Here is a 22,207-nt window from a genome sequence, read left to right as displayed (position 1 = left end):
GGGGGCGACACCGCGTTCAAAGCCTGCAAGGTCGAGGACTATCAGGCCTATGTTGGCCGGAACCGTTCGACGGTGCCCAGCGCGCCGGAAGGTCAGACCTTCCGCGTCCTGTGCACGACCTGCGCGGCGACCATGGACTATCGCGAGAACCGGGTGAACTTCGTCTATGACGAGGCGACCGGCGTGATCCAGCAGGTCAAGTGCGGCTGAGGCTCAGCGACCGACCGTGTCGCCGGGCCAGAGCGGGGCGCTGAAGGTCTTCGCCAGATAATCCATCAGAGCCGACACGCGCGCCGGGCGCGGCCCGCCGCTGGGCGCGACCAGATGCAGGGCGATGGGGGGCAGGCGCCAGTCGGTCATGACCGTTTCCAGCCGGCCTTCGGCGACGTCCTTCCAATAGATGAAGTCGGGCTGGGGGAAGAGGCCCAGCCCCGCGCAGAGGGAAGCGGTCAGGGCGTCGGAATTATTGGCTCGCAACGGCCCGCGCGGCCGCACCACGACCTCTTCGCCGGCGTCATTGATGAAGCGCCAGGCGTCCGGGGTCGGCATATAGGCGTAGCCGAGGCAGGAATGCCGCTCCAGATCGTTCGGATGGATCGGCCGCCCGCGCTGGGCCAGATAGTCAGGCGAGGCCACGAGGAACCGCTCGACCGGCCGCAGACGACGCGCCGTGAGCGATGAGTCGGGCAGGGCGGCGATGCGCAGGGCGCAGTCGAAGCCGCCGCCCACCAGATCGACCACCTCGTCCGACAGATGCAGATCGACGGAGACATCCGGATGGGTCGCCAGGAACTGCGGCAGGGCCGGGGCGACATAGGCCATGCCGAACGACATGGGCGCGGCCAGCCGCACGAGGCCGCGCGGCGTCACGGACATGTCCAGGGCCTCGGACACCGCCCCTTCCGCCTCAGCCAACATCTGGCCCGCGCGCGCCGCCAGATTGCGCCCCGCGTCCGTCAAGGCGAAACGGCGCGAGGTGCGGTGGAGCAGGGTAGTCTTCAGTTGTTGTTCCAGCCGCGTCACCGCCTTGGACACCGTCGCCTTGGACAGGCCCAGGGCGTCAGCCGCGCCGGAAAAAGACTGGGCCTCCGCCACCTTGGCGAAGATGGCCAGGGCCTCGAGGTCAGGCAGGCGGGACATGGCGACCTCCAAGTCGGAAACGATGAGTTTCAGGGGTTTCTATTTCTGTTCGGTCGTCGATCTCTATCTTGGCGTCAAGTCAATGACGCCGGGACGGCCCGGCCTGAGGACAGACCGATGATCGAACGCAGACCCTTTGAATCTCTCGGCGGCGCCAACCATGGTTGGCTGAACGCCAAACATCACTTCTCTTTCGCCAACTACTATGATCCCAAGCGGATGAGCTGGGGCAATCTTCGGGTCTGGAACGACGACGAGATCGCCGCCGGAACGGGCTTCCCGCCTCACCCGCACGCCGACATGGAGATCATCACCTATGTCCGCGACGGGGCCATCACCCATGAGGACAGCCTGGGCAACAAGGGCCGCACTGTCGCCGGCGATGTTCAGGTCATGAGCGCCGGCACGGGCATTCGTCACGCCGAATATAACGCCGAGCCGGAACTGACCCGAATCTTCCAGATCTGGATCGAGCCGACCAGGCGCGGCGAGGCCCCCAGCTGGGGCTCTAAGCCCTTTCCCAAGGGCGAAAGGGCGGGCCAGTTTGTGGTCCTGGCCTCGGGCTTTGAAGGCGACACGTCCGAGAGCGGCGGGGGCGCCCTGCCCATTCGCACCGATGCGCGGATCGTGGCGGCGACCCTGAACGCCGGCGACAGCGCCGACTATCCGCTGGGCGCCGACCGTCGCGGCTATCTGGTTCCGGCCAAGGGGGAGATCGAGGTCAATGGGGTTCGGCTGAACGCTAGAGACGGCGCGGCCATAGCCCAAGAGGAGCTGGTGACGGTCAAGGCCCTGTCGGACGCCGAAGTGGTCCTGGTGGACGCGGCCTGACGGTTGAAGGGCGCCGGGCGGGGTCGATCCCGCCCGGCGCCGCTTCAGAGATTCGCCGCCCAGTCCGTTGCGCGAATGAGGCTGTCGATGACGCCAGGTTCGGACGAGGCGTGGCCGGCGTCGCCGACGATGTCCAGCTTCGCCTCAGGCCAGGCGCGGTGCAGGGCCCAGGGGCCCGCGATCGGCGTCACGACGTCGAACCGGCCTTGGGCGATCCAGCAGGGAATGTGGCGCATCCGGTCCACATTCTTCAGAATCCACCCGTCTTCAGGAAAGAAGCCGGCGTTGGTGAAGAACCAGTTTTCAATCCGCGCGAAGGCGACCGCGAAGGTCGGGTCGGCGAACTTGTCCGGCTTGGCGCTGGGCCCTTCCACGCTGACGGTCTCGCCTTCCCAGCAGGACCAGGCGACGGCGCAGCGCTCCCGCTCGCCCTGATCCTCGCCGATCAGCCGCTTGTGATAGGCCCCCATCAGATCGTCGCGCTCAGCGACGGGAATCGGCTCGACAAAGCGTTCCCAGGCGTCGGGGAAGATCATCGAGGCGCCGTCCTGATAGAACCAGTGCAACTCCTTCTTGGTCAGAAGGAAGATGCCGCGCAGCACCAGGGCCATGACCCGTTCGGGATGGGTGATGGCGTAGGCCATCGAGAGGGTGGAGCCCCACGACCCCCCGAACACCACCCATTTGTCGACGCCGCAGCGCTCGCGCAGCCGTTCGATGTCCTCGATCAGGGTCCATGTGGTGTTGTTCTCCAGGGACGCATGCGGTCGGGATTGGCCGCACCCCCTCTGATCGAACAGGATGATCCGGTAACGCGCCGGGTCGAAATAGCGCCGCATGCCCGGATTGACCGCCCCGCCGGGGCCTCCGTGCAGGACCAGGACCGGCCGGCCCTGGGGATTGCCGCATTCCTCGTAATAGATCTCATGGACCCCGTCGGTCTGCATCCAGCCGGAGGCGAAGGGCTCGATCTCGGGATAAAGGTCTCGACGCGGCTCAGAAGGCGCAGGGAAGGCCATGGGGAGGTCTTTCGGAGAGGCTGCAAGCGCGGCCGTACTGGAAACTAGGGTCGCAATGCCGCAACAGCGAGGCAAAACCAAGCCGAGATCATCAGCAGACCGCCGATTGGAGCCACCATTCCCATGGTCGACAGGCTGAGCACGCCAAGAAGGGCCAGGGCGAGCCCGAACACCAGCCCGCCCGCCGCGCCCAGCCATCCGGCGAGCCGCGCCAGCCGCCCCCCTCCGGTCCAGACAGCGCAAGCCAGGGCGAAGACGGCATGGGTGAGTTGATAGGCCGCGCCGGTCGACAGCAGCGTCCGGACCTGCGGCGCCGCACCATGAGCGGCGAAGGCGCCGAGCGCCACGGCCATGGCGCCGTTGAACGCGGCGAAGACGATCAGATTGCGGTTCACCATCATGGATCGACCCTAGGGCATGATCGTTTCGGGCGGAACCGGGGAGTTTTTCCTCTTGAGCCGATCCGGCTCTACCGGTTGATCCGCCGAGGGCAAACGTCAGAAGCGCGGCAGAAGCGCCATCTGCCCCGCCATTACAGAGGCGGCGGTCTTCACCGCCTTCTTCACCGCCGCCTCGTCAGCGCCCGGCGGCGCGCGCAGCAGTCCCACGGCCGGGGTATGCGCTTCGTCGGGCAGATCGGCCAAAACCCGATAAAGGAGATAGGAGCCCACATCATCGACAGAGTCCGATGAAGCATCGGCCGCCAAACCGATTTCGTTCAAGGCGCGGACGATATCCGCCACAGGAGCCGTCGTCCGGGCGACGGCGGGGCCGGTGTCGGAGAGGCGGGATTTGCGATCCAGCGCGCGGTTTTCGGCGCGCATCTGCATGCGGAAGCCGCCCCCCTTTGGATTACGTCCGACAAGAAGAACCGCGCGGCAGTCGCCGCTGTCCAGGACGCCCCCGATCATCCGAGCCAGATGATCCGGGTCCTCGGCCGGAATGCGCAGGGTGCGGGCGCCGGCAGGGCTCCAGACCTCGCCCGAAAGATCCTCGACCAAATCCCAGCCGGGCGCGTCCGCCTCATAGGCGCATATGGCGATGCCGGGTCGACGGTCGGATCGCCCCGGCGTTTCGGTCTCAATGATCATGCCGGCCCCGATCCCCACGAATTCCATGAAGTTTCCGTGACGAAGACAGGTGAAGGAAACAGGGGGCCGACGTCAAGCCTCATCCCAGATCGCCGACCGCTGCGTCCAACAACATAAAGGCGCGGCCGCCGTCGGACGCCAGGCGGGTCTGGATGGCCTGAAGATCCCGCATGCGCGCCGCGGTCGCCAACTCCTGGGCGAAGACCCGGACATAGCGTTCCGCGTCTGCGCGGAGTTCGGGGTCGCTCAGCACGCGCCGAGACACGCTGCGAACGGCGGCCGGGGCGACGCGCCGGACGATGTGACGGGCGCCGTCAGGATCGCCGTCCCCCAGCAGGCGCGCCGCCTCTTCGACGCGCGAGCGCGGCAACAGGGCGTTGGGATCGACACCCATGCGGCGGATGGCGGCCGAGACTCGGTCGGACAAAGCCGCCGTATCCGGTGCGGCGGTCGTCGGGGCGTCGAGTTCCAGCGGCGGCTCTTCCGGGCCGCCCGTGACCAGGTCGGCCCAGCCCAGGCCGGCGCCGGGCGACTTGGCCTTTTCCGGCTCAGCCGGCGCCAGACGCAGCCGACCCCGCAGGCCGAAGCTCTTGTCCTCTTCGCGCTCTGGCGGCGAGGCGGGCAGGCGGGGCGAAGGCCGGGGCTCCGGCCCAAAATCAGGGTCTCGGCGACGGCCGGTCGGGGCGTCCCCGGAGACAACGCCCATCAGGCGCACAGCCTCGGTCAACATGTCGTAGTTTCGGCGAACCCTTTCCTGGAAGCCGACATCCAGCGCCTCGGTGTCCTCGGCCGCCTTGCGCGAGGCGGCGGCCAGGGCGTTCAGCCCTTCTTCCACACTGGCGCGAACGGCGTCGACGCGCGCGCGCGCCTGTTCGGGCAGGCGGGCGGCCCTTTCATCGACATCCGCTACGGCCGTGTCGATCTCGGAGAGGGCGGCGTTGAGGCGATCGATCAGGCTTTCCAGCCGCTGGACCATCCGTTCGCCGGCCTGTTCCAGCAGGCCGGAGGTTTCACCGACGATGCGTCGGGCGTCTTCGATCCGGGCATCAGCGGCTTGGTCGGCCTTCTGCGCGGCCTCGAACAGGGCTTCGCCAAGGCGGTCGGCGCGCAGCCGGGCCTGTTCGGAGGCGTCGGCGGCGGCGGCGCGGGAATCCTCGGCCGTGGCGCGCATCTGCTCCAGGGCGCGGCGGGTTTCCTCCATCAGGGTGTCGCGCGCATCGGCGGCCAAGGCTTCGAACCGATCGAGCGAGACCTTTGTGGCGGCGTCGAAGCCGTCCGCCTCGCGCTGAGACATGTCGATGAGAGCGCGGAACTGATCGCCGGCGGCTTCCAGAATTTCCCGCAAGGCCTGGATCGAGACCTCGGAGGTCTGTCCCATTTCGTTATGGGCGGCGCGTGTCGCCGACAGATGTTCGACGAACTGGGCCCGTTGGCTCTCGACCTGGGCGGAGAAGTCCTCCTGATCGGTGCGCAGGGCGTAGGCGGCGGTAACCAGGGCTGCGCGCTGCTGGCTGAGCCCTTCCTCGACCGACTGAATCTGTTCGGCGACCCCCGAGCCCGCATTCTCCAGGCGGATCGTCTGGCGCGCCAAATCATCGGCGGCGACGCGAGCGGCGTCCTGAGCCTCTCCCGCAGCCGCCGCCATGTCGGCGGCTCGGGCGGCCAAGGCGGCTTCCGCCTCGCGAAGCTGGGCTTGAGCCAGGTCGGAGGCGTCGGCGACCATGCGCGACTGGCGCTCGACCGCGTCGAGGACCCCTGCGGCCTGGCTGTCCAGATGAAGGCCCAGGGCCTGCATCTGATCCCGCTCCCGCCCGAGGTTCTCGACCAGGCGTCGGGCCGTGCGGCCGGCGGCTTCCGCCGCCTCGTTCAGACGCTCGGTCTCCTCGGCCAGGGCCTGCCGAAGCAGGGCCATGTCGCTGCGGGCGCGCTCGGCCGCAAGGGCGGCGTGGTCGATGTCGGTCCGAAGCGAGGTCAGGACCTGCCCCGCCTGATCTGCGGCGAAAGCCGTGGGAGCCACCAGCGATTCAGCCATTCTGCGCGCGCGCCGCGTCTCGGCCGCCAGGCCGGCGCCCTGGAGAATGGCGTTGGCCAGGACCAGCGTCAGGCTGGCGGGCGCCAGGGCGAGCAGGGCGTAGACGGCGATCCTGAGCGGATCCAGGTCCGTCCCGCCTGCGCCGACCTCATAGGCCGCCCATGACGCGACCCCTCCGATCCACACGGCCGAGGCCAGGCCGGCGAAGAGATAGGCGTTGCGGCCGCTTGGGGCCGGCGTCGAGCTCCCGGGCGAGGCTGGGACGGGCGGGGAGCGTTCGAAGGGCGCCGGCGGCTGGCCCTGGGCGACCGCCATTTCCAGCGGAGCCGCTGCGGCGTCGGCGATCGTCGGTTCGTCGATGGGAGCCGACGCGGCCTCCGACGCCTGTTGCGAAACCGGCTGGTCTTGATCCGGCGTTCTGATCCGGAAACGGGAGGGGGGACGACGCTGGGAGGCGGGCTCCGGCTCAAACCCGGCAGGCGCGTGATCCGCAATCTGGGCTTCGGCGTTCAGACGCTCCGCCTCTTCTTGGGCGCGCCGCGCCTCTTCCGCCAGCCGACGACGACGACGCTCAGAGATCGGACGTTCCGGCGGTGGCGGCGGCGGAAGAGGCGCCAGCTCGGCCTGTGGCGGACCTTCGCCGCCGGATTCGTCCGCGATAGGGCCGGGTTCCCCGTCAGCGGGCAGGGCGACGTCCGGCGTCTCCTCAGGCAGGACGGCGTCTTCGTTCGTCAGGGTCAGCGGCGGCCGGTTACGGGATTTCATCAGGCGTCGAGCTCGATTCATGCGCAGGCGCGCGAGCACGCGCCGATTCGACCCTAGCGAGTTGAAACCCAAGGTCCAAGTCGAACCAGTTCAACAGGAGTGGACGGTTCGAAATCAGCAGTCCGGCCGGGCGTCTGTCTTGAGCGCGCCGGCGTCGTCCGTGCGGCAGTCCTGGACGCGGTGAACTTCGCGCTTGCCAGTCGCCGGGGCGTGGATGTCCACCCCGAATTGCGAGAGGACGAGGGCGGCCAGCAGGGCGACAAGGCCGGCGATCAGTTCGACCAGCACCTGCATTGAAAACTCCTCCCCACCCGCTCGGCTGCGCACTTATGCGCCTTTTTGGCGAACGTCACAATCCTGCCGCCAAAGATTGACCGCGCCGAGGCTCCATGGAACGGAGACGGCAAGGGTCCCATCGCGGTGTCACGCGAATCGGGCAGGCAGGCGGAATGACCCAAGTCGCTGACGGCTATGAAGGAAGTCTGTTGGGCCCCGGCGCCGGGGTGTGGCGCAGCGCGCCCGCCGGCCGCTTCTCGATTCTGATGGAAAATGAGGCCTATTTCGACGCCCTCTCGTCCGCACTGCAAAAGGCGGAGCGGTCGATCGTCATCCTGGGTTGGCAGTTCGACCCCCGCACCCACCTGGACCCCGAAACCCGGCCCGGTGAGAAACAGCATGAGATCGGCCATCAGCTGCGGATGCTGGTGAAGCGCAAGCCCGAACTCGACGTTCGGCTTCTGATCTGGAAATCACCGCTGCTGATCGCGGCATCCCAAGGCTTTTATCCGCACCGGGCCCAGCGCTGGTTCCGCAAACGTATGGTCGAGTTCCGCATGGACGCGCCGGGCCCGATCGGCGCCTGCCATCATCAGAAGGTGATCGTGATCGATGACCGGGTCGCCTTCTGCGGCGGGGGCGACATCTCGACCGACCGCTGGGACTCAGACGAGCATCTGGACGGGGATCCGCGGCGAGCCCTGCCCAGCGGGCTCATCTGCAAGGCGCGTCACGAGGTGATGTGCGTCATGGACGGCGAAGCGGCGCGCGCCCTAGGCGACCTGGCGCGCGAGCGCTGGTTCCGTGCGACCTGGGAAAGGACTGCGCCGGACGAGGTGGACAACGACCCCTGGCCGGACGGCGTGCCGGTTCAGATGACCAATGTCCCGATCGGCATCGCCCGGACCGAGCCGAAATGGTCAGGCCGTCACGAGGTGCGGGAAAACGAGACCCTGCATCTGGAGTCGATCCGACGCGCCAAACGGCTGATCTATTTGGAGAACCAATATTTCACCTCGCCCGTGATCGCCGCCGCCTTGGCCGAACGGCTGGCGGAGGTGGACGGGCCGGAAGTGGTGGTGGTGTCCACCGGCAAGAGCCCCAGCTGGTTCGACAGCATCACCATGGACACCGCCCGCGCCGAGGTCCTGTACCGGCTGGAGCAGGCGGACCGTTACAACCGCTTCTTCGCCTTTTCCCCCCTGACCAGAAGAGGCGACCGGATCATCGTCCACGCCAAGGTGTCCATCATTGACGATCAGCTGCTGCGGATCGGCTCCACCAATCTGAACAATCGGTCGATGGGGCTGGACACCGAATGCGACGTGGCCGCCGAACCCCGGGACGACGCCGGGCGCGCAGTAATTCGCGCCCACCGCCATCGCACGATCGCGCACTGGATCGGCGTCGCCGCCGAAGAGTTCGCCGCCGTGGAGGGGCTAATGGGGTCCACCGGGGCGGCCATCTGCAGCTTCGAAAGCGAGCGGCTGCGACCGCTGGGCGCCGAACCCCCGACGCCTATCGAGCGCCTTATCGCCGAATGGCAGTTGGGCGACCCCACCTCCACGGGCGACGCCTGGCGGCCGTGGAAACGGCTGAATCGATCCCATCGAACGCGGCCCGCCTCCGAAGGCGGCCTCGCGCCGGGCTGAGGCTCCGCGCAGCGGTTCCGTCCGGAAGGCCCCGGCTCTAAGCCGGATCAGCGTCCGGAACGATGTCGAAGTCGATGATCAGAGGCAGGTGATCCGACGCCACCCTCGCCAAGGGAGAAAAGTCGGATCTTACGCCCGTGACGCGGATCTCGGAGCTGACGAAGCAATGGTCGATTCGGATGGCCGGAAAGCTGGACGGGAAGGTTTTCACCGAGGGCTTCAGATCGAGGCGACGCTGACAGTCGTCGAGACGCCGCGCCAAGGTCTGATAGGGGCGGGTGATCGATGTGGCGTTGAAGTCCCCGGCCAACAGGGCCGGACCCTGACATCCGCCCAGCCAGCCTGACCCCACCAGGGCGGCGGCCTGCAGTCTTTGCTCTCGAGGCACCAGGCCCAGATGGGTGTTCAGAACATTGACGGCCGCGCCGTCGATCATGATCTCGGACCAGAGGGCGCCGCGCGGCTCCAATCCCGGAATGCCGCGGACGGTAGGCAGGGCGTCGGCTCGGATCAACCGCTCGGGGTGGGGGGTCAGGATGGCGTCGCCGTAAAGCTCGGCCTCCACTCGCATGGCGGGGTGAAAGCGCGAGGTCATGGCCAGGCCCTCGGCGATCGCCTCGGCCTGATCCACCTTGCCCGTCCGCAGCCGGCCGACGTCCAGCTCCTGAAGGCAGACGACGTCCGGCTCATGCTGGCCTATGACGGCGACGATGCGATCGACGTCCAGTCGCTTGTCCGTGCCGACACAGCGGTGAACATTATAGGTCAGTAGGCGAGGCATGATTTCCCGGTAAGCGGGGCAGGGACGCAGGATTAGGCATTTTGGGCGCGGATTACGACCGCGGTGCGACGATCACAGCACGATCAGCCGGTCAGAAAGCTCATTGGGGTTGTCTGGGCGGGGTGGAAAATGCGCAGCCAGCACATCGCCGCACTGTCGAACTGCAGCCTCGAAACCGGCCGCAGGCGACCCGGCTTTTAGCCCCCGCACCAGGGCGGCCACGGCGTCGGCCCAAACGCCCGCATCCACCTTCTGAAGGATCAGCTCGTCCGTGATCAGCTCGACCTGATGTTCGGCCAGGGCGGCGAAGATCAAAACGCCGGTCCGTTCGCGCGTGACATGGACGCCGTGGGCGAGGAACTGCTGCAAGGCGGCGGCCCGAACCCGCGTACGCCGGATCGAGCGCGGCGTGACCCAACGCAGCACCGGCGGAATGCGCGTCAGCACGAAGACGAGGGCGAAGAGAAGGACCTGGATCAGGGCATAGACGGCCAAGGTCTGGCCCGCGACCGCTGATGTCGATGCATGCGCAGCCTGCCAGCCGCTCGTCGGCCAACCTTCGGGCCAACTCAGACCGACGCCGAAGGGAATGAACAGGGCCGGGACCGCCAGAGCCGCCAATGCAGCCCAGACCAGGCTGACATCGACATAGGACGAAACGCGCCCCGCCAGGACGCAGAAGATCTCGCCTGAGGTGGCTTGTTCGGCCTTGGCCACCGCATCGGCGATACGGTTCCGATCGTCTTCGGTCAGTCGCATCACCACCCTCCCGAGGCGCCGCCGCCGCCGAACCCGCCGCCGCCGCCCCTGAATCCGCCGAAGCCCCCTCCACCAAAACCCCCGCCGCCGCGTCCGGCGTTCTTCAAGGCCTCGGACGCGGCCCAGATCAGAATGGGCGACACGCCGTCGCGTCGATGGCGACGACCGCCGTTCGCCAGGCTGACGCCGACGATGAAGAGGCCGAAACCGATCAGGGCGATGACAATCAAGGGCACGGCGGGTCCAGCCTCGGCCTCTTCCGTCTGGGCCGCCGCCGCCCGCGCCTCCGCCTCGGCCGGGTCAAGCCGAAGCTGTTCGATCAGGCCGTCCACGCCGTTGACGATCCCGCCCGAATAGTCGCCCTCGCGGAACGCCGGCAGGATTCGGTTGCGAATGAGCTGGGACGAGAAGGCGTCGGTCAAGATCGGCTCCAACCCATAGCCGACCTCGATCCGGACCTTGCGTTCCGTTGGGGCCACGATCAGCAGGGCGCCGTTGTCCTGATCCTTTTGCCCGATCCCCCAGGCGCGCCCCAGTTGATAGCCGTAGTCCTCGATCTCCAGCCCATCCAGACTCGGCACCGTAACCACGACCAGCTGGTCGCTGGACTGAGCCTCCAGCGCCGCCAGCTTTTCCGTAAGGGCCTGCTCCGTCGCCGCGTCCAGAAGATCCGCCTGATCGACGACACGGCCGGAAAGGGGCGGAAAAGCCGGCTCCGCCAAGGCCGCGGACGCGACCGCCAGGGCGATGATCAAGGTCGTGAGAAGGCCCGCCAGACCGGCCGCGACCGTGCGATGTTTCACCAGGGCGAGAAAACCGCTCACGAGGACGTCACTGCGCGGGCGGGGCGGATCCCGGCGTCACCGGCGCCGCCCCGCCGCCCGGGGCAGCGGCCGGCGCTCCGAGGTTGAACTCCACCTTGGGCGCCGACTGGGCTTCGGCCGTCGCGGTGAACAGCTGCATCGGCTGCGAGCCGGAATGGACCGTCTTGGCCCAGATCACATTGGGGAAGGTCCGCAGGGTGGTGTTGTAGTCCCGCACGGCCTCATTGTAGTCGCGGCGGGCGATGGTGATCCGGTTTTCCGTCCCCTCCAGCTGAGACTGCAGGGTCAGGAAGTTCTGGTTGGCCTGGAGCTGGGGATAGGCTTCGACAGAGACCAGAAGGCGCGACAGAGCGCCGGAAAGCTGCCCCTGGGCCTGCTGGTACTGCTGAAAGGCCTGGGGATTGCTGAGGTCAGCGGCCGAGACATTGACCGAAGTCGCGCGGGCGCGGGCGTTGATCACCTCCGTCAAGGTGGTGCGTTCCTGGATCGCCGCGCCCTGAACGGTGGCGACCAGATTGGGCACCAGATCCGCCCGGCGCTGATACTGGGCCTGGACGTCGGCCCAGGCGGCTTCAGCCCGTTCCTGTTTCGTCGGGATCGTATTGTAGCCGCAGGCGGACACCGCCGGAACAGCGACGAGCGTTGCGGCCAAGGCCAGAGCGCGAGCATTGGAACGAGCCATGGTTTCTCCCCTCTCGGCGATCAGCGCCGTGGCGGCGACTATCGCCCCACGGCTGCAACGCTTCAAGCGTCCAATGGCTCCGGTTCGACGCCGATGGAGCGACAGGCGGCCGAATAGGTGTTGGCCAGCAGACAGGCGATGGTCATGGGGCCGACGCCGCCGGGAACTGGGGTGATGCGACCCGCTATCTCCACCGCTTCCCTGAAGGCGACATCGCCGACCACGCGGGTCTTGCCCTCGGCCGCCTTGACCGGATCGGCGGACGGCACGCGATTGATGCCGACGTCGATCACGGTCGCGCCCGGCTTGATCCAGTCGCCCTTGATCATCTCAGGCCGGCCGACGGCGGCCACCAGTATGTCGGCCGTGCGGCAAAGGGCGGCCAGGTCGCGGGTCTTGGAATGGGCCACGGTGACGGTGCAGTTTTCGGCCAGCAGCAGTTGCGCCATCGGCTTGCCCACGATGTTCGACCGGCCCACGATGACGGCGTTCAGACCCGTCAGGTCGCCCAACTGATCCTTCAACAGCATCAGACTGCCCAAGGGGGTGCAGGGGACCATGCCGGGCAGTCCGACCGCCAGCCGTCCCGCATTGACCACATGAAAGCCGTCGACGTCCTTGTCGGGATCAATGGCGTCCAGCACGACCGAGGAGTCGATGTGTTTCGGCAGCGGCAACTGCACCAGAACGCCGTGGATGTCGGCATCGGCGTTCAAGGTCGCGATAAGGGCGAGCAGATCTTCCTGGCTGATCGTGTCGGGCAGGCGGTGGGTGTCGGACCGCATGCCGGCGCGCAGCGTGGTCTCGCCCTTGTTGCGGACGTAGATCTGGCTGGCCGGATCTTCGCCGACGATGACGACGGCCAGGCCCGGCTTCACCCCCTCATTGGCCTCCAGGCGGGCGGCGGCGGCGGCGACCCGGTCCACCAGGGCGGCCGCATAGGCCTTGCCGTCAATCAGTATGGCGTGCGCGGGCTCGGCCGACATGAGAGCTCCTGGGCGAGAAGGGACGGAAAGGGGATGGCGCGATTTACAGCCGTCCCCGTTCTGCGTCTATGATCGGGCGCAAACTCTTGGAGTGTTCTTCATGAAGCCCTCGCTTCTCGCCGCCGCCGGCGCCCTGGCCCTGATCTGGAGCGTCTCGCCCGCCCTGGCGCAGGAGGCTGCGAGCCTGAGGATCGGCGCGACCGTTGACGGCGCCCTGGGGGACGGCGACGCCCGGGGCACCGACGGCGACTATGTCTACGACGACTATCGATTCGCCGCGCGCGCGGGCCAGCGGCTGGAGGCGGTGCTGAGATCCGACTCCTTTGACGCCTATTTGGCCCTTTACGCCGAAGGATCGGACGAGTCCTTGGCGGAAGACGACGACGGTCTGGGTGAGGGCACGGACGCGCGGCTGCGCTTTACGCCCGAAGAGGACGGAACCTATGTGCTGCGGGCGCGGACCCTGTCGGGAACGGACGGCGGGGGCTACAGCCTGTCGCTCCGCGAACGGCCCGCCCCGGCCCGAGCGCCCCGGCCCGCGCGGATCCGACTGGGCGCCGAGGAGGCCGGAGAACTGACCGATCGCGACCCCCAACAGGAGGACGGCGGCTCCTATGACGCCTACAGCTTCCGGGCGGAACAGGGCCAGAGAGTCATCATAACCCTGGACTCCGACGACTTCGATCCCCTGGTGCGGGTCGGGCGAATGGCGGGCGGCGACTTCGTCGAACTGGCTCACAATGACGACGGCCCCGATCAGGGGCTGAACTCCCGCCTCGTCTTCACGGCGCCGACGGCGGGCGACTATGTGATCCGCGCCACGGCCGTGCAGGACGGAACCGGCGCCTATACGATCGGACTGGCGCCCGCCCCTGACGCCCCGCCGGCGAAACCCCTCGCGATCGGCGATAAGGTCGAGGGCGAACTGAATGCCGACACGGGGGCCAATGACGACGGTCAACGCGCCCAGCTGTATCGCTTCAGCGCTGAGGCGGGTCAGCGGGTCGCCATTGAACTGTCGTCAAAGGATTTCGACACCTATCTGGTCCTGCGAAACGGTGTTGATGGCAGTGTGATCGCCCAGGACGACGACGGCGCAGGCGTGGGTACGAATTCGCGCCTGACGGCGACCCTCGATACGGCGGGAGACTATGTGGTCGAGGCGCGGGCCTTCAGCGGCGACGGAGAGGGACGATTCACCTTGACCGTCAGCGAAGTCGCGCCCCCGCCGCCGCCGACGCCGATACAGTTCGGCGACACGGTCGAAGGCGAGATCAAGACCGAAGATCCCCAGTCGGATGGCGGCAAACACTATCACGCCTACGCCTTCTCCGGCGCGGAGGGACAGCGTATCCAGGCGATCCTTCGATCCGGCGACTTCGACGCCTATCTGGAGGTTGGGGCCGCCGAAGGCGATTTCACCGCCTTGGCCAGCGACGACGACGGCCTGGCCCAGGGTACGGATTCGCGGCTGAACTTCACCCTGCCGAAGACCGGCGACTACGTCATCCGGGTCATGCCCCTGTCGGCGGAAGAGGACGGGCTCTACGCCCTCGAACTGACCGAGCGCGGCCCGGAGCCGGAACCCGGCAGCATCCTGGTCGGCGCCACGGCGCGCGGAACCCTGAGTTCCACCGACGCCATGACCGAAGAGGGCGCCTATTACGACGCCTATCGCTTCCAGGCCAAGAAGGACGAGAAGCTGCGCATCACCCTGGTCTCGAACGCCTTTGACGCCTTCCTGGATCTGGGCGAAGGCGGCGAAGCCTTCACCAGTCTGGCGACGGACGATGACGGGCTGTCGGACACCCACGCCAAGCTGGAATGGACCGCGCCGGAAGACGGCTGGTACGTCGTGCGCGCCCGGGCCCTGGCCCCCAATGAGACCGGCGCCTATGCGCTGGCGGTGGAGCGCCAGCCCTGATCAGGGGCTGGCTCCGTCTCAGGCGGAGGGCAGCAGGTCGAGGGCGAAGGGGCGGTACCGCCCCGCCCGCACCCCGTCGGTCGCGCGGGCGATGTCGGGCGCGAAATAGTGGTCGCTGGCGTAGGGGGCGGCGGCTTCGCGGACGAGGGCGTAGACCCGTTCCAAGTCCTGGGAACTGGTCAGAGGACGGTGGAACTCCAACCCCTGGGCCGCCGCCAGCAGTTCGATCGCGACCACAGTGGCGGCGTTCTCCGCCATGTCCAGCAGGCGTCGCGCGCCATGGGTCGCCATGCTGACGTGGTCTTCCTGGTTGGCGCTGGTCGGCACGGTGTCGACGCTGCACGGGTGGGCCATCATCCGGTTTTCGGCCACAAGGGCCGCAGCCGTCACCTGGGCGATCATGAAGCCGGAGTTCAGCCCGCTTTCACGAACCAGGAAGGCCGGCAGTTCGCTCATCTTCGGATCGACCAGAATGGCCGTTCGCCGCTCGGAGACATTGCCGATCTCGCACAGGGCCATTGCGATCTGGTCCGCTGCAAAAGCAACGGGTTCAGCGTGGAAGTTGCCGCCTGAAATCACATCCCCGTCGTCAATGAAGACCAGGGGGTTGTCAGTCACTGCATTGGCCTCGCGTTCGAGGGCGTCGGCCGCCGTGGTCAGGACGTCAAGCACGGCGCCCATGATCTGGGGCTGACAACGCAGGGAGTAGGGATCCTGAACCTTGGCGCAGTCGTCTCTATGGCTGTCGCGTATGGCCGAGCCCTGCATCAGCGCTCTCAGCCGGCTCGCGACGGCGATCTGGCCCGGCTGGCCGCGCAGGGCGTGGATTCGTGGATCGAATGGGGCGTCTGACCCCTTCAGGGCGTCGACGGACAAGGCACCGGCCGCGATCCCTGCGGCAAACACCGCCTCTGCGGCGAACAGACCCGCCAAGGCCAGGGCGGTCGAGCATTGGGTGCCGTTCAGAAGCGCCAGGCCTTCCTTCGGCCCCAGAACCAGCGGCTCCAACCCGATCTTGGCCAGGGCCGCCTGGGCGTCCAGAACCGCGCCGCCCTGACGAGCCTCGCCGACGCCGATCAGTACGCTGCTCATATGGGCGAGGGGCGCAAGGTCGCCCGAGGCGCCCACCGATCCCTTGGATGGGATACAGGGCAGGATGTCGGCCTCGACCAGGGCGATAAGGGCCTCCAGCGTCTGACGGCGAACGCCCGATGCGCCGCGGGCCAGGCTGGCGATCTTCAGCACCATCATCAGCCGCGTCACTGGGTCGGGCAGGAGAGGGCCGACGCCGCAGGCATGGCTCAGCACCAGATTGCGTTGCAGGGTCTCAAGATCTTGAGGCGCGATGGAGGTGTTGGCCAGGAGACCGAAGCCGGTGTTGATCCCATAGACCGTTCGCCCTTCAGCGACGATGGCGGCCACCGTCTCGGCGCCGCGCCCGACGTCGGACCAAGCCTGGGGCGTCAGGGCTACCGTCACCGGCCCCTCCAGGACGGCGCGCAACTGGGGCAAGGTCAGGCGCGCAGCGCCGATGATCAGTTCTGTCATGATCAAGCCTCGAGGCTGGGAAGATTCAGACCGTGGGCCCGCGCCGCCGCACGGGCGATCTCGTAACCGGCGTCCGCATGGCGCATGACGCCTGTCGCGGGGTCGTTCCACAGGACCCGCTCAAGCCGGCGGGCCGCCTCCGGCGTGCCGTCGGCGACGATGACCACGCCGGAATGCTGCGAATAGCCCATGCCGACCCCGCCGCCGTGATGCAGCGACACCCAGCTGGCGCCGGAGGCCGTGTTCAGAAGGGCGTTCAGCAGGGGCCAGTCCGATACGGCGTCGGACCCGTCCGCCATGGCCTCAGTCTCGCGGTTGGGACTGGCGACGGAGCCGGAATCCAGATGATCCCGCCCAATCACGATCGGCCCCGACAACTCGCCCGAGGCGACCATGTCGTTGAACATCAGCCCCGCGCGATGACGGTCGCCTAGTCCGATCCAGCAGATTCGGGCCGGAAGTCCCTGAAAAGCGATTCTTTCCTGCGCCATGTCCAGCCAGCGGTGCAGGCCCGCATTGTCAGGAAACAGCCGTTTCATGGCCGCATCGGTCTTGCGGATGTCCTCTGGATCTCCAGTCAGGGCCGCCCAGCGGAACGGCCCCACCCCCCGACAGAACAGGGGGCGGATATAGGCGGGCACAAAGCCGGGGAAGTCGAACGCGCGCGCCACACCCTGATCCAGTGCGACCTGGCGGATGTTGTTGCCGTAATCGACCACGGGCGCGCCGGACGCCTGGAAATCAAGCATGGCCTGGACATGGCGGGCGATGGAGGCGGCGGCGGCGGCAGAGACGGCGCCGGGATCGGACTGGCGACGGTCCTCCCATTCCGCCACAGACCAGCCGGAAGGCAGATAGCCGTTCACCAGATCGTGGGCGCTGGTCTGGTCCGTCACCAAATCCGGCTTCACCCCACGCTTGACAAGTTCAGGCAGAAGTTCGGCCGCATTGCCCAACAGGCCGACCGAGATAGGTTTTTTGCTGATCTTGGCCTGCTCGATCAGATCGAGAGCCTCGTCCAGGCTTTCCGACATGACGTCGAGATAGCGGGTCTTCAGCCGCATCTCGATCCGGCTGCGCTGGCATTCGACGGCCAGACAGGAGGCTCCCGCCATGGTGGCCGCCAGCGGCTGCGCCCCGCCCATTCCGCCCAGGCCCGCCGTCAGGATCCATCGCCCGGACCAGTCGCCGCCGTAATGCTGGCGACCGGCCTCCATGAAGGTCTCATAGGTGCCCTGAACAATGCCCTGGGTGCCGATGTAGATCCATGACCCGGCGGTCATTTGTCCATACATCATAAGCCCTTTACGGTCGAGTTCTGAGAAATGATCCCAGGTCGCCCACTTCGGCACGAGGTTGGAGTTGGCGATCAGCACGCGTGGCGCATCCGCATGGGTGCGGAACACGCCCACCGGCTTGCCTGACTGGACCAGAAGCGTCTCATCGGGGGCCAGATCGGTCAGGGTTTGGACGATCCGGTCGAAGGCCGGCCAATCCCGCGCCGCCTTGCCGATCCCGCCGTAGACGACCAAATCCTGCGGTCGTTCAGCGACTTCCGGGTCGAGATTGTTCATCAACATCCGGATTGCGGCCTCGGCGGCCCAGGTCTTGGCGGTCCTTTCAGGACCGCGCGGGCTGCGGATCTCGCGCATATTGGTCTTCATGTCCGGCTCTCGGCGAAGGTGATGCAGGCGTTCAGGATGCGGCGCAGATGACGACGCATCGTCTCGGCCCGGTCCGGCTCATAGGGGCTGGGCCAGTTTTCGGGCGTCAGACCCTCGGCCGGTTCGCGCATATAGCCTCGGTCCGCCAACTCCATCTGGATGGCGTGCACGCCGACTTGGGGACGGCCGTAGTGGCGCGTGGTCCAACCGCCCTTGAACCGCCCATTGACGACCAGACTGTCGCCGCTGACGGCGCAGGCGGCCTCGACCGCCTGGGTCAGCTGCGGCGCACAGGTGGCGCCGTCATTGTCGCCGATGTTGAACTGGGGCAGTTCGCCGGCGAACAGCCGGGGCGCCACCGATCGGATCGAGTGGGCGTCATAGACGACCAGGGGCCCCTTCGCCTGCAACCGGTCGATCTGGGCCTGAAGCGCCGCATGATAGGGATCGAACCAGGCCGCCCGCCTTTCCTCGATCTCGGCAGCGTCGGGCGCCTGGCCGGGCCGGTAAAGGGGCTCGCCGTCGAAGGTTTCGAGCGGACAAAGGCCGGTCGTGATCTGGCCCGGATAGAGGGATGCGCCGGACGGGTCGCGGTTCACGTCGATCACACTGCGCGCCAGGGCGGTGCAAACCGTGGTCGCGCCCATGTCCCGGGCGAAGTCGTAAAGCCGATCCACCCACCAGTCGGCGTCCTTGCGCGCCAGCCAGGGCGAGCTCATCCGCGCCTCGATCGCTGCAGGAATGGTCGTTCCCGTGTGGGGCAGGCCGATGATCAGGGGGGCGGCGCCCTCGTGCACGGTCAGCCAGTCGGACGTCATCTCGGCCTCCCTCGCCAAATCGGATCGTCGTGGTATGTCTAGACATATTGATCGCAACCCGATGGACCTGTCCAGTGACGCCTGAGCCCACGCCCGTCGATCTGTCGCTCTGGTTCGAAGCGGCCCTGCTGCCGCAAGGCTGGGCGCGCGGGGTCAGGGTCCGGGTCCGCAAAGGCCGCATATCCCGTCTGGAGACGGAGGTCGCGCGATCGCCGCAAGACCAGGGCGGCGGCGTGGCCCTGCCGGGCGTCGCCAATCTGCACAGCCACGCCTTTCAGCGCGCCATGGCCGGTTTGACCGAGGCGCGGGGGCCGACCGATGACGACTTCTGGACGTGGCGGCGTCTGATGTACCGGTTTCTGGATCGGGGCGGCCCTGACGAGATCGAGGCCATCACGGCCCTGGCCTTCGCCGAAATGCTGGAGGGCGGCTTCACCCGGGTGGCGGAGTTCCACTACCTCCACAACGACCCGACCGGCGCGCCTTACGCCGACCGGGCGGAGATTGCGACCCGGATCGCGGCGGCGGCCGAGGCGACGGGCATCGGCCTGACCCTGCTGCCGGTCTTTTACGCCCATTCCGGCTTCGGCGGCCTGGCGCCGACCGAAGGTCAGAGACGGTTCATCACCGACCTCGACGGCTATCCGGCCCTTGTCGCCGATTGCCGCGCCCTGACCGCCGGACTGGCCGACGCCAGGGTGGGGGTGGCGCCCCACAGCCTGCGGGCGGTCACGCCGGAACAGTTGCAGGCGCTGCTTGCCATGGCCGGACAGGGGCCGATCCATATACATGTGGCGGAACAGACCAAGGAGGTTGAGGACTGTCTGGCCTGGTCCGGGGCGCGCCCCGTGGAATGGCTGTTGGCCAACGCCCCGGTTGATCCACGCTGGTGCCTGATCCACGCCACCCATGTGGCGGAGACCGAATGGCGGGGAGTCGCCGCGCGCGGGAGCGTGGTTGGCCTGTGTCCGATCACAGAGGCCAATCTGGGCGACGGAATCTTCCCGGCGGCGGCCTATCACCGCGCCGACGGCCGTTTCGGCGTAGGCACGGATTCCAATGTACAGATCGGCCTGGCCGACGAATTGCGGATGCTGGAATACAGCCAGCGGCTGGCCCTCAGAGGCCGGGCCGTCATGGCTGACCCCGGTCGTTCGACCGGACGGCTCCTCTTTGATCAGGCCCTGGCCGGGGGCGCTCAGGCGACCGGCGTGTCCTGCGGTTTGAGCGTGGGCGCTGCGGCGGACATCGTCGCCCTCGACGGCGGCCATATCAGTTTCGAGGGCCGGTTCGGAGACGCGGTGCTGGACAGCTGGATTTTCGGGGCGCCCAGAGGGGGCGTCGCCTCGGTCTGGCGCGCGGGACGGCTGGTGGTCCGGCAGGGGCGCCATGTCGCGCGCGACGCCATTGAGGCGCGCTATCGCCAGGCCTTGAAGGCGGTGCTGGCGTGAGCGCGGGGCCGCTGCATCGCCGCATCTATTCCGATCTGGAGGATCGTATCCTTTCGGGCGCCCTCGCGCCGGGGCGGCGGCTGCCGTTCGAACATGAGCTCATGCAGGACTACGGCTGTTCGCGGGCGACCGTGTCCAAAGCCCTGTCGGAACTGGCGGCCCGAGGCTTGGTGGTGCGCCGACGCCGCGCCGGCACCTTTGTGGCCCAGCCCAAGGCCCACGCCGCCTTCCTGGCCATCCCCGATCTCAGGGCCGAGGTGACGGAGCGGGGACAGGTCTACGGCTATCGGCTTCTGACGCAGATCGAGCGCGGGCCGGCCGACGCCGCCGAAGCGGAGCTTGCGGCCGGCGCGCGCCTTTTGGACCTGACCTGTCTTCACAGCGCCGATTCAATTCCCCTGGCCCTCGAGCGGCGACTGATCGGGCTGAAGGCTGCGCCCCAGGCGATCGCCGTCGATTTTAAACGGGTTTCGCCCGGAAGCTGGCTCCTGGAATCAGAACCCTGGACCGAGGCTGAAAATCGCATCGGCGCGATGGGGGCGGACGCCCAATCGGCGCGCCTCCTGCAGATCAAGAGGGGCGCCGCCTGCCTTTGCGTGGAACGACGGACCTGGCGCGACGGTTTGGGCGTGACCCAGGTGCGCCAGATCTTTCCGGGCGACCGCTATGATCTGGTCGCGCTTTTTTCCTCCGCCCGTTCCGGCGGCCGCGGCGGGGAGCCCAGACGATGAAGATCGACCTGCTTCTGACCGACTGCCACGCCGCAACCCTGTCCGAAGGCGAGGGGGGCTATGGGGTGATCGAGGACGCCGCTGTGGCGGCGGCGGACGGACGCATCGTCTGGATCGGACCTCGGGCGGACCTGCCGACTGTCTCGGCCCGCAGGACGGAGCGGCTCGACGGGCGCTGGATCACGCCCGGCCTGATCGACTGCCATACCCATCTGATCTTCGGCGGCGATCGAGCGGCCGAGTTCGAACAGAGGCTGGGCGGCGCGACCTATGAGGCGATCGCACGGGCCGGCGGAGGGATTCTGTCTTCGGTCCGGGCCACCCGCGCGGCGTCGGAAGCCGAACTGTTCGCCTCGGCCATGGAACGGCTGGAGGGGCTGAAGGCGACGGGGGTCACCACCGTAGAGATCAAGTCCGGCTATGGTCTGGACCGAGACAGCGAGTTGAAGATGCTGCGCGTCGCCCGCCGCATCGGTCGAGAGGGCGGGGTGCGGGTTCGCACGACCTATCTGGGTCTGCACGCCACGCCGCCGGAGCATCGCGCGAACCCCGAAGCCTATGTCGATGAGGCCGTCGAAAACATACTGCCTGCCGCCCACGCCGAGGGACTGGTCGATGCGGTGGACGCCTATTGCGAGCCGATCGCCTTTTCCCCCGATCAGGTGTCGCGCCTGTTCGACAAGGCGAGAGGGCTGGGTCTGCCGGTCAAACTGCATGCGGACCAGTTGTCCGACAGCGGCGGGGCGGCCTTGGCGGCGCGTTACGGCGCCCTGTCCGCCGATCATATCGAATATGCGACCCAGGCCGGCGTGGCGGCCATGGCCCAGGCGGGGGTCGTCGCGGTGCTGCTGCCGGGCGCCTTTCTGATGCTGCGCGAGACCCGGATTCCGCCGATCGACGCCTTGCGCCGTCACGGCGTCCGAATGGCGGTGGCTACAGATTGCAATCCGGGAACCTCTCCGCTCGCCTCCATGACGGCGGCGATGAATCTGGCCTGCGTTCAGTTTCGACTGACTCCCCAGGAATCTTTGGCTGCGGCGACGCGAGAGGCGGCCCACGCCCTGGGTCTCGGCGCCGACCTGGGGCGGTTGGAGGTCGGTCTCAGGGCCGATCTGGCTGCCTGGGACATCCAAAATCCCGCAGAACTGGCCTATTGGCTAGGCAAGCCTGTGCTGCACGCCCGCTGGCTGGACGGCGTGCGCTCTTAGATTGCGGGAGCGCGAAATTTAACTA

21 protein-coding genes are annotated in these 22,207 nt (G+C 67.6%); 7 read left to right on the top strand and 14 right to left on the bottom strand.

Annotated elements, in window-relative coordinates:
• Positions 1 to 72: 72 nt before the first annotated feature.
• Positions 73 to 210, top strand: a complete 138-nt coding sequence (locus JL11_RS17995; RefSeq protein ID WP_231681287.1) for a hypothetical protein — start codon at positions 73 to 75, stop codon at positions 208 to 210.
• Between the two features lie 3 nt (positions 211 to 213).
• Here JL11_RS17995 and JL11_RS11680 read toward each other — a convergent pair whose 3' ends face one another.
• Complete coding sequence (locus tag JL11_RS11680; protein ID WP_054766950.1) at positions 214 to 1,140, bottom strand: LysR family transcriptional regulator; 927 nt, start codon at positions 1,138 to 1,140, stop codon at positions 214 to 216.
• A gap of 117 nt (positions 1,141 to 1,257) precedes the next feature.
• On the opposite strand from JL11_RS11680, the gene JL11_RS11675 reads away from it, so the two are divergent.
• Positions 1,258 to 1,971, top strand: coding sequence for a pirin family protein (locus tag JL11_RS11675; protein ID WP_054765807.1), 714 nt, complete (start codon positions 1,258 to 1,260; stop codon positions 1,969 to 1,971).
• A 44-nt stretch (positions 1,972 to 2,015) separates the two neighbouring features.
• Here the strand turns inward: JL11_RS11675 and pip are convergent, their stop codons facing one another.
• The 5 genes from pip to JL11_RS11650 form a co-directional block, all read right to left on the bottom strand.
• Positions 2,016 to 2,990, bottom strand: a complete 975-nt coding sequence (gene pip, locus JL11_RS11670; protein WP_054765806.1) for a prolyl aminopeptidase — start codon at positions 2,988 to 2,990, stop codon at positions 2,016 to 2,018.
• Between the two features lie 44 nt (positions 2,991 to 3,034).
• Positions 3,035 to 3,391 (bottom strand): DUF423 domain-containing protein, encoded by a 357-nt coding sequence (locus tag JL11_RS11665; protein WP_007445956.1) that lies wholly within the window; start codon positions 3,389 to 3,391, stop codon positions 3,035 to 3,037.
• A gap of 96 nt (positions 3,392 to 3,487) precedes the next feature.
• Complete coding sequence (locus tag JL11_RS11660; protein ID WP_228184179.1) at positions 3,488 to 4,108, bottom strand: hypothetical protein; 621 nt, start codon at positions 4,106 to 4,108, stop codon at positions 3,488 to 3,490.
• 52 nt (positions 4,109 to 4,160) lie between these two features.
• Positions 4,161 to 6,878, bottom strand: coding sequence for a hypothetical protein (locus JL11_RS11655; RefSeq protein ID WP_054765805.1), 2,718 nt, complete (start codon positions 6,876 to 6,878; stop codon positions 4,161 to 4,163).
• 114 nt (positions 6,879 to 6,992) lie between these two features.
• Positions 6,993 to 7,172 (bottom strand): hypothetical protein, encoded by a 180-nt coding sequence (locus JL11_RS11650; protein WP_054765804.1) that lies wholly within the window; start codon positions 7,170 to 7,172, stop codon positions 6,993 to 6,995.
• A gap of 155 nt (positions 7,173 to 7,327) precedes the next feature.
• On the opposite strand from JL11_RS11650, the gene JL11_RS11645 reads away from it, so the two are divergent.
• Complete coding sequence (locus tag JL11_RS11645; protein ID WP_054765803.1) at positions 7,328 to 8,806, top strand: phospholipase D-like domain-containing protein; 1,479 nt, start codon at positions 7,328 to 7,330, stop codon at positions 8,804 to 8,806.
• A 37-nt stretch (positions 8,807 to 8,843) separates the two neighbouring features.
• Here the strand turns inward: JL11_RS11645 and JL11_RS11640 are convergent, their stop codons facing one another.
• The 5 genes from JL11_RS11640 to folD all read right to left on the bottom strand — a co-directional run bounded on the left by JL11_RS11640 (position 8,844) and on the right by folD (position 12,838).
• The gene (locus tag JL11_RS11640; protein WP_054765802.1) at positions 8,844 to 9,587 is read right to left on the bottom strand and encodes an endonuclease/exonuclease/phosphatase family protein; all 744 of its coding nucleotides are present in this window, start codon (positions 9,585 to 9,587) and stop codon (positions 8,844 to 8,846) included.
• A 72-nt stretch (positions 9,588 to 9,659) separates the two neighbouring features.
• Positions 9,660 to 10,346: a TPM domain-containing protein gene (locus JL11_RS11635; protein ID WP_227975921.1), complete on the bottom strand. Its 687-nt coding sequence runs from the start codon at positions 10,344 to 10,346 to the stop codon at positions 9,660 to 9,662.
• Positions 10,346 to 11,170: a TPM domain-containing protein gene (locus JL11_RS11630; protein ID WP_082382696.1), complete on the bottom strand. Its 825-nt coding sequence runs from the start codon at positions 11,168 to 11,170 to the stop codon at positions 10,346 to 10,348. Before JL11_RS11630 ends, JL11_RS11635 begins: the two co-directional genes overlap by 1 nt.
• Before the next feature lie 7 nt (positions 11,171 to 11,177).
• On the bottom strand, positions 11,178 to 11,852 hold the full coding sequence (locus JL11_RS11625) for a LemA family protein (protein ID WP_054765800.1): 675 nt from the start codon (positions 11,850 to 11,852) through the stop codon (positions 11,178 to 11,180).
• Positions 11,853 to 11,914: 62 nt separating this feature from the next.
• Positions 11,915 to 12,838, bottom strand: coding sequence for a bifunctional methylenetetrahydrofolate dehydrogenase/methenyltetrahydrofolate cyclohydrolase FolD (gene folD / locus JL11_RS11620; protein ID WP_054765799.1), 924 nt, complete (start codon positions 12,836 to 12,838; stop codon positions 11,915 to 11,917).
• A 100-nt stretch (positions 12,839 to 12,938) separates the two neighbouring features.
• Here folD and JL11_RS11615 point away from each other — a divergent pair, with 100 nt between their 5' ends.
• Complete coding sequence (locus JL11_RS11615) at positions 12,939 to 14,762, top strand: PPC domain-containing protein (RefSeq protein ID WP_054765798.1); 1,824 nt, start codon at positions 12,939 to 12,941, stop codon at positions 14,760 to 14,762.
• Positions 14,763 to 14,780: 18 nt separating this feature from the next.
• Here JL11_RS11615 and hutH read toward each other — a convergent pair whose 3' ends face one another.
• Genes hutH through hutG form a run of 3 tightly spaced genes read right to left on the bottom strand, consistent with a single transcriptional unit; the run spans position 14,781 to position 18,792 of the window.
• Complete coding sequence (gene hutH, locus JL11_RS11610) at positions 14,781 to 16,310, bottom strand: histidine ammonia-lyase (protein ID WP_054765797.1); 1,530 nt, start codon at positions 16,308 to 16,310, stop codon at positions 14,781 to 14,783.
• Between the two features lie 2 nt (positions 16,311 to 16,312).
• On the bottom strand, positions 16,313 to 17,974 hold the full coding sequence (gene hutU / locus JL11_RS11605) for a urocanate hydratase (RefSeq protein WP_054765796.1): 1,662 nt from the start codon (positions 17,972 to 17,974) through the stop codon (positions 16,313 to 16,315).
• Positions 17,971 to 18,792: an N-formylglutamate deformylase gene (gene hutG / locus JL11_RS11600; protein WP_054765795.1), complete on the bottom strand. Its 822-nt coding sequence runs from the start codon at positions 18,790 to 18,792 to the stop codon at positions 17,971 to 17,973. The genes hutU and hutG overlap by 4 nt, the downstream gene beginning before the upstream one ends.
• Positions 18,793 to 18,866: 74 nt before the next feature.
• Here hutG and JL11_RS11595 point away from each other — a divergent pair, with 74 nt between their 5' ends.
• Genes JL11_RS11595 through hutI form a run of 3 tightly spaced genes read left to right on the top strand, consistent with a single transcriptional unit; the run spans position 18,867 to position 22,182 of the window.
• Positions 18,867 to 20,243, top strand: a complete 1,377-nt coding sequence (locus JL11_RS11595) for a formimidoylglutamate deiminase (protein ID WP_082382695.1) — start codon at positions 18,867 to 18,869, stop codon at positions 20,241 to 20,243.
• Positions 20,240 to 20,974, top strand: a complete 735-nt coding sequence (hutC, locus tag JL11_RS11590) for a histidine utilization repressor (RefSeq protein ID WP_054765794.1) — start codon at positions 20,240 to 20,242, stop codon at positions 20,972 to 20,974. Before JL11_RS11595 ends, hutC begins: the two co-directional genes overlap by 4 nt.
• Positions 20,971 to 22,182 (top strand): imidazolonepropionase, encoded by a 1,212-nt coding sequence (gene hutI / locus JL11_RS11585; protein WP_054765793.1) that lies wholly within the window; start codon positions 20,971 to 20,973, stop codon positions 22,180 to 22,182. The genes hutC and hutI overlap by 4 nt, the downstream gene beginning before the upstream one ends.
• Positions 22,183 to 22,207: the final 25 nt, after the last annotated feature.

Source organism: Brevundimonas sp. DS20 (assembly GCF_001310255.1).
Classification (GTDB): domain Bacteria; phylum Pseudomonadota; class Alphaproteobacteria; order Caulobacterales; family Caulobacteraceae; genus Brevundimonas; species Brevundimonas aurantiaca.
Note: the sequence above shows the minus strand (reverse complement) of the source record. Positions and strands in the feature narration are given on the sequence as shown.

Excerpts from the sequence above, each read along its gene's own strand:
- JL11_RS11675 (WP_054765807.1), top strand. The coding sequence starts at position 1,258 with ATGATCGAACGCAGACCCTTTGAATCTCTCGGCGGCGCCAACCATGGT.
- JL11_RS11665 (WP_007445956.1), bottom strand. The coding sequence starts at position 3,391 with ATGATGGTGAACCGCAATCTGATCGTCTTCGCCGCGTTCAACGGCGCC.
- JL11_RS11650 (WP_054765804.1), bottom strand. The coding sequence starts at position 7,172 with ATGCAGGTGCTGGTCGAACTGATCGCCGGCCTTGTCGCCCTGCTGGCC.
- hutU (WP_054765796.1), bottom strand. The coding sequence starts at position 17,974 with ATGAAGACCAATATGCGCGAGATCCGCAGCCCGCGCGGTCCTGAAAGG.
- JL11_RS11660 (WP_228184179.1), bottom strand. The coding sequence starts at position 4,108 with ATGGAATTCGTGGGGATCGGGGCCGGCATGATCATTGAGACCGAAACG.
- hutI (WP_054765793.1), top strand. The coding sequence starts at position 20,971 with ATGAAGATCGACCTGCTTCTGACCGACTGCCACGCCGCAACCCTGTCC.
- JL11_RS11640 (WP_054765802.1), bottom strand. The coding sequence starts at position 9,587 with ATGCCTCGCCTACTGACCTATAATGTTCACCGCTGTGTCGGCACGGAC.
- JL11_RS11680 (WP_054766950.1), bottom strand. The coding sequence starts at position 1,140 with ATGTCCCGCCTGCCTGACCTCGAGGCCCTGGCCATCTTCGCCAAGGTG.
- folD (WP_054765799.1), bottom strand. The coding sequence starts at position 12,838 with ATGTCGGCCGAGCCCGCGCACGCCATACTGATTGACGGCAAGGCCTAT.
- pip (WP_054765806.1), bottom strand. The coding sequence starts at position 2,990 with ATGGCCTTCCCTGCGCCTTCTGAGCCGCGTCGAGACCTTTATCCCGAG.
- JL11_RS11655 (WP_054765805.1), bottom strand. The coding sequence starts at position 6,878 with ATGAAATCCCGTAACCGGCCGCCGCTGACCCTGACGAACGAAGACGCC.
- JL11_RS11615 (WP_054765798.1), top strand. The coding sequence starts at position 12,939 with ATGAAGCCCTCGCTTCTCGCCGCCGCCGGCGCCCTGGCCCTGATCTGG.
- hutH (WP_054765797.1), bottom strand. The coding sequence starts at position 16,310 with ATGACAGAACTGATCATCGGCGCTGCGCGCCTGACCTTGCCCCAGTTG.
- JL11_RS11645 (WP_054765803.1), top strand. The coding sequence starts at position 7,328 with ATGACCCAAGTCGCTGACGGCTATGAAGGAAGTCTGTTGGGCCCCGGC.
- hutG (WP_054765795.1), bottom strand. The coding sequence starts at position 18,792 with ATGACGTCCGACTGGCTGACCGTGCACGAGGGCGCCGCCCCCCTGATC.
- JL11_RS11625 (WP_054765800.1), bottom strand. The coding sequence starts at position 11,852 with ATGGCTCGTTCCAATGCTCGCGCTCTGGCCTTGGCCGCAACGCTCGTC.
- JL11_RS11635 (WP_227975921.1), bottom strand. The coding sequence starts at position 10,346 with ATGCGACTGACCGAAGACGATCGGAACCGTATCGCCGATGCGGTGGCC.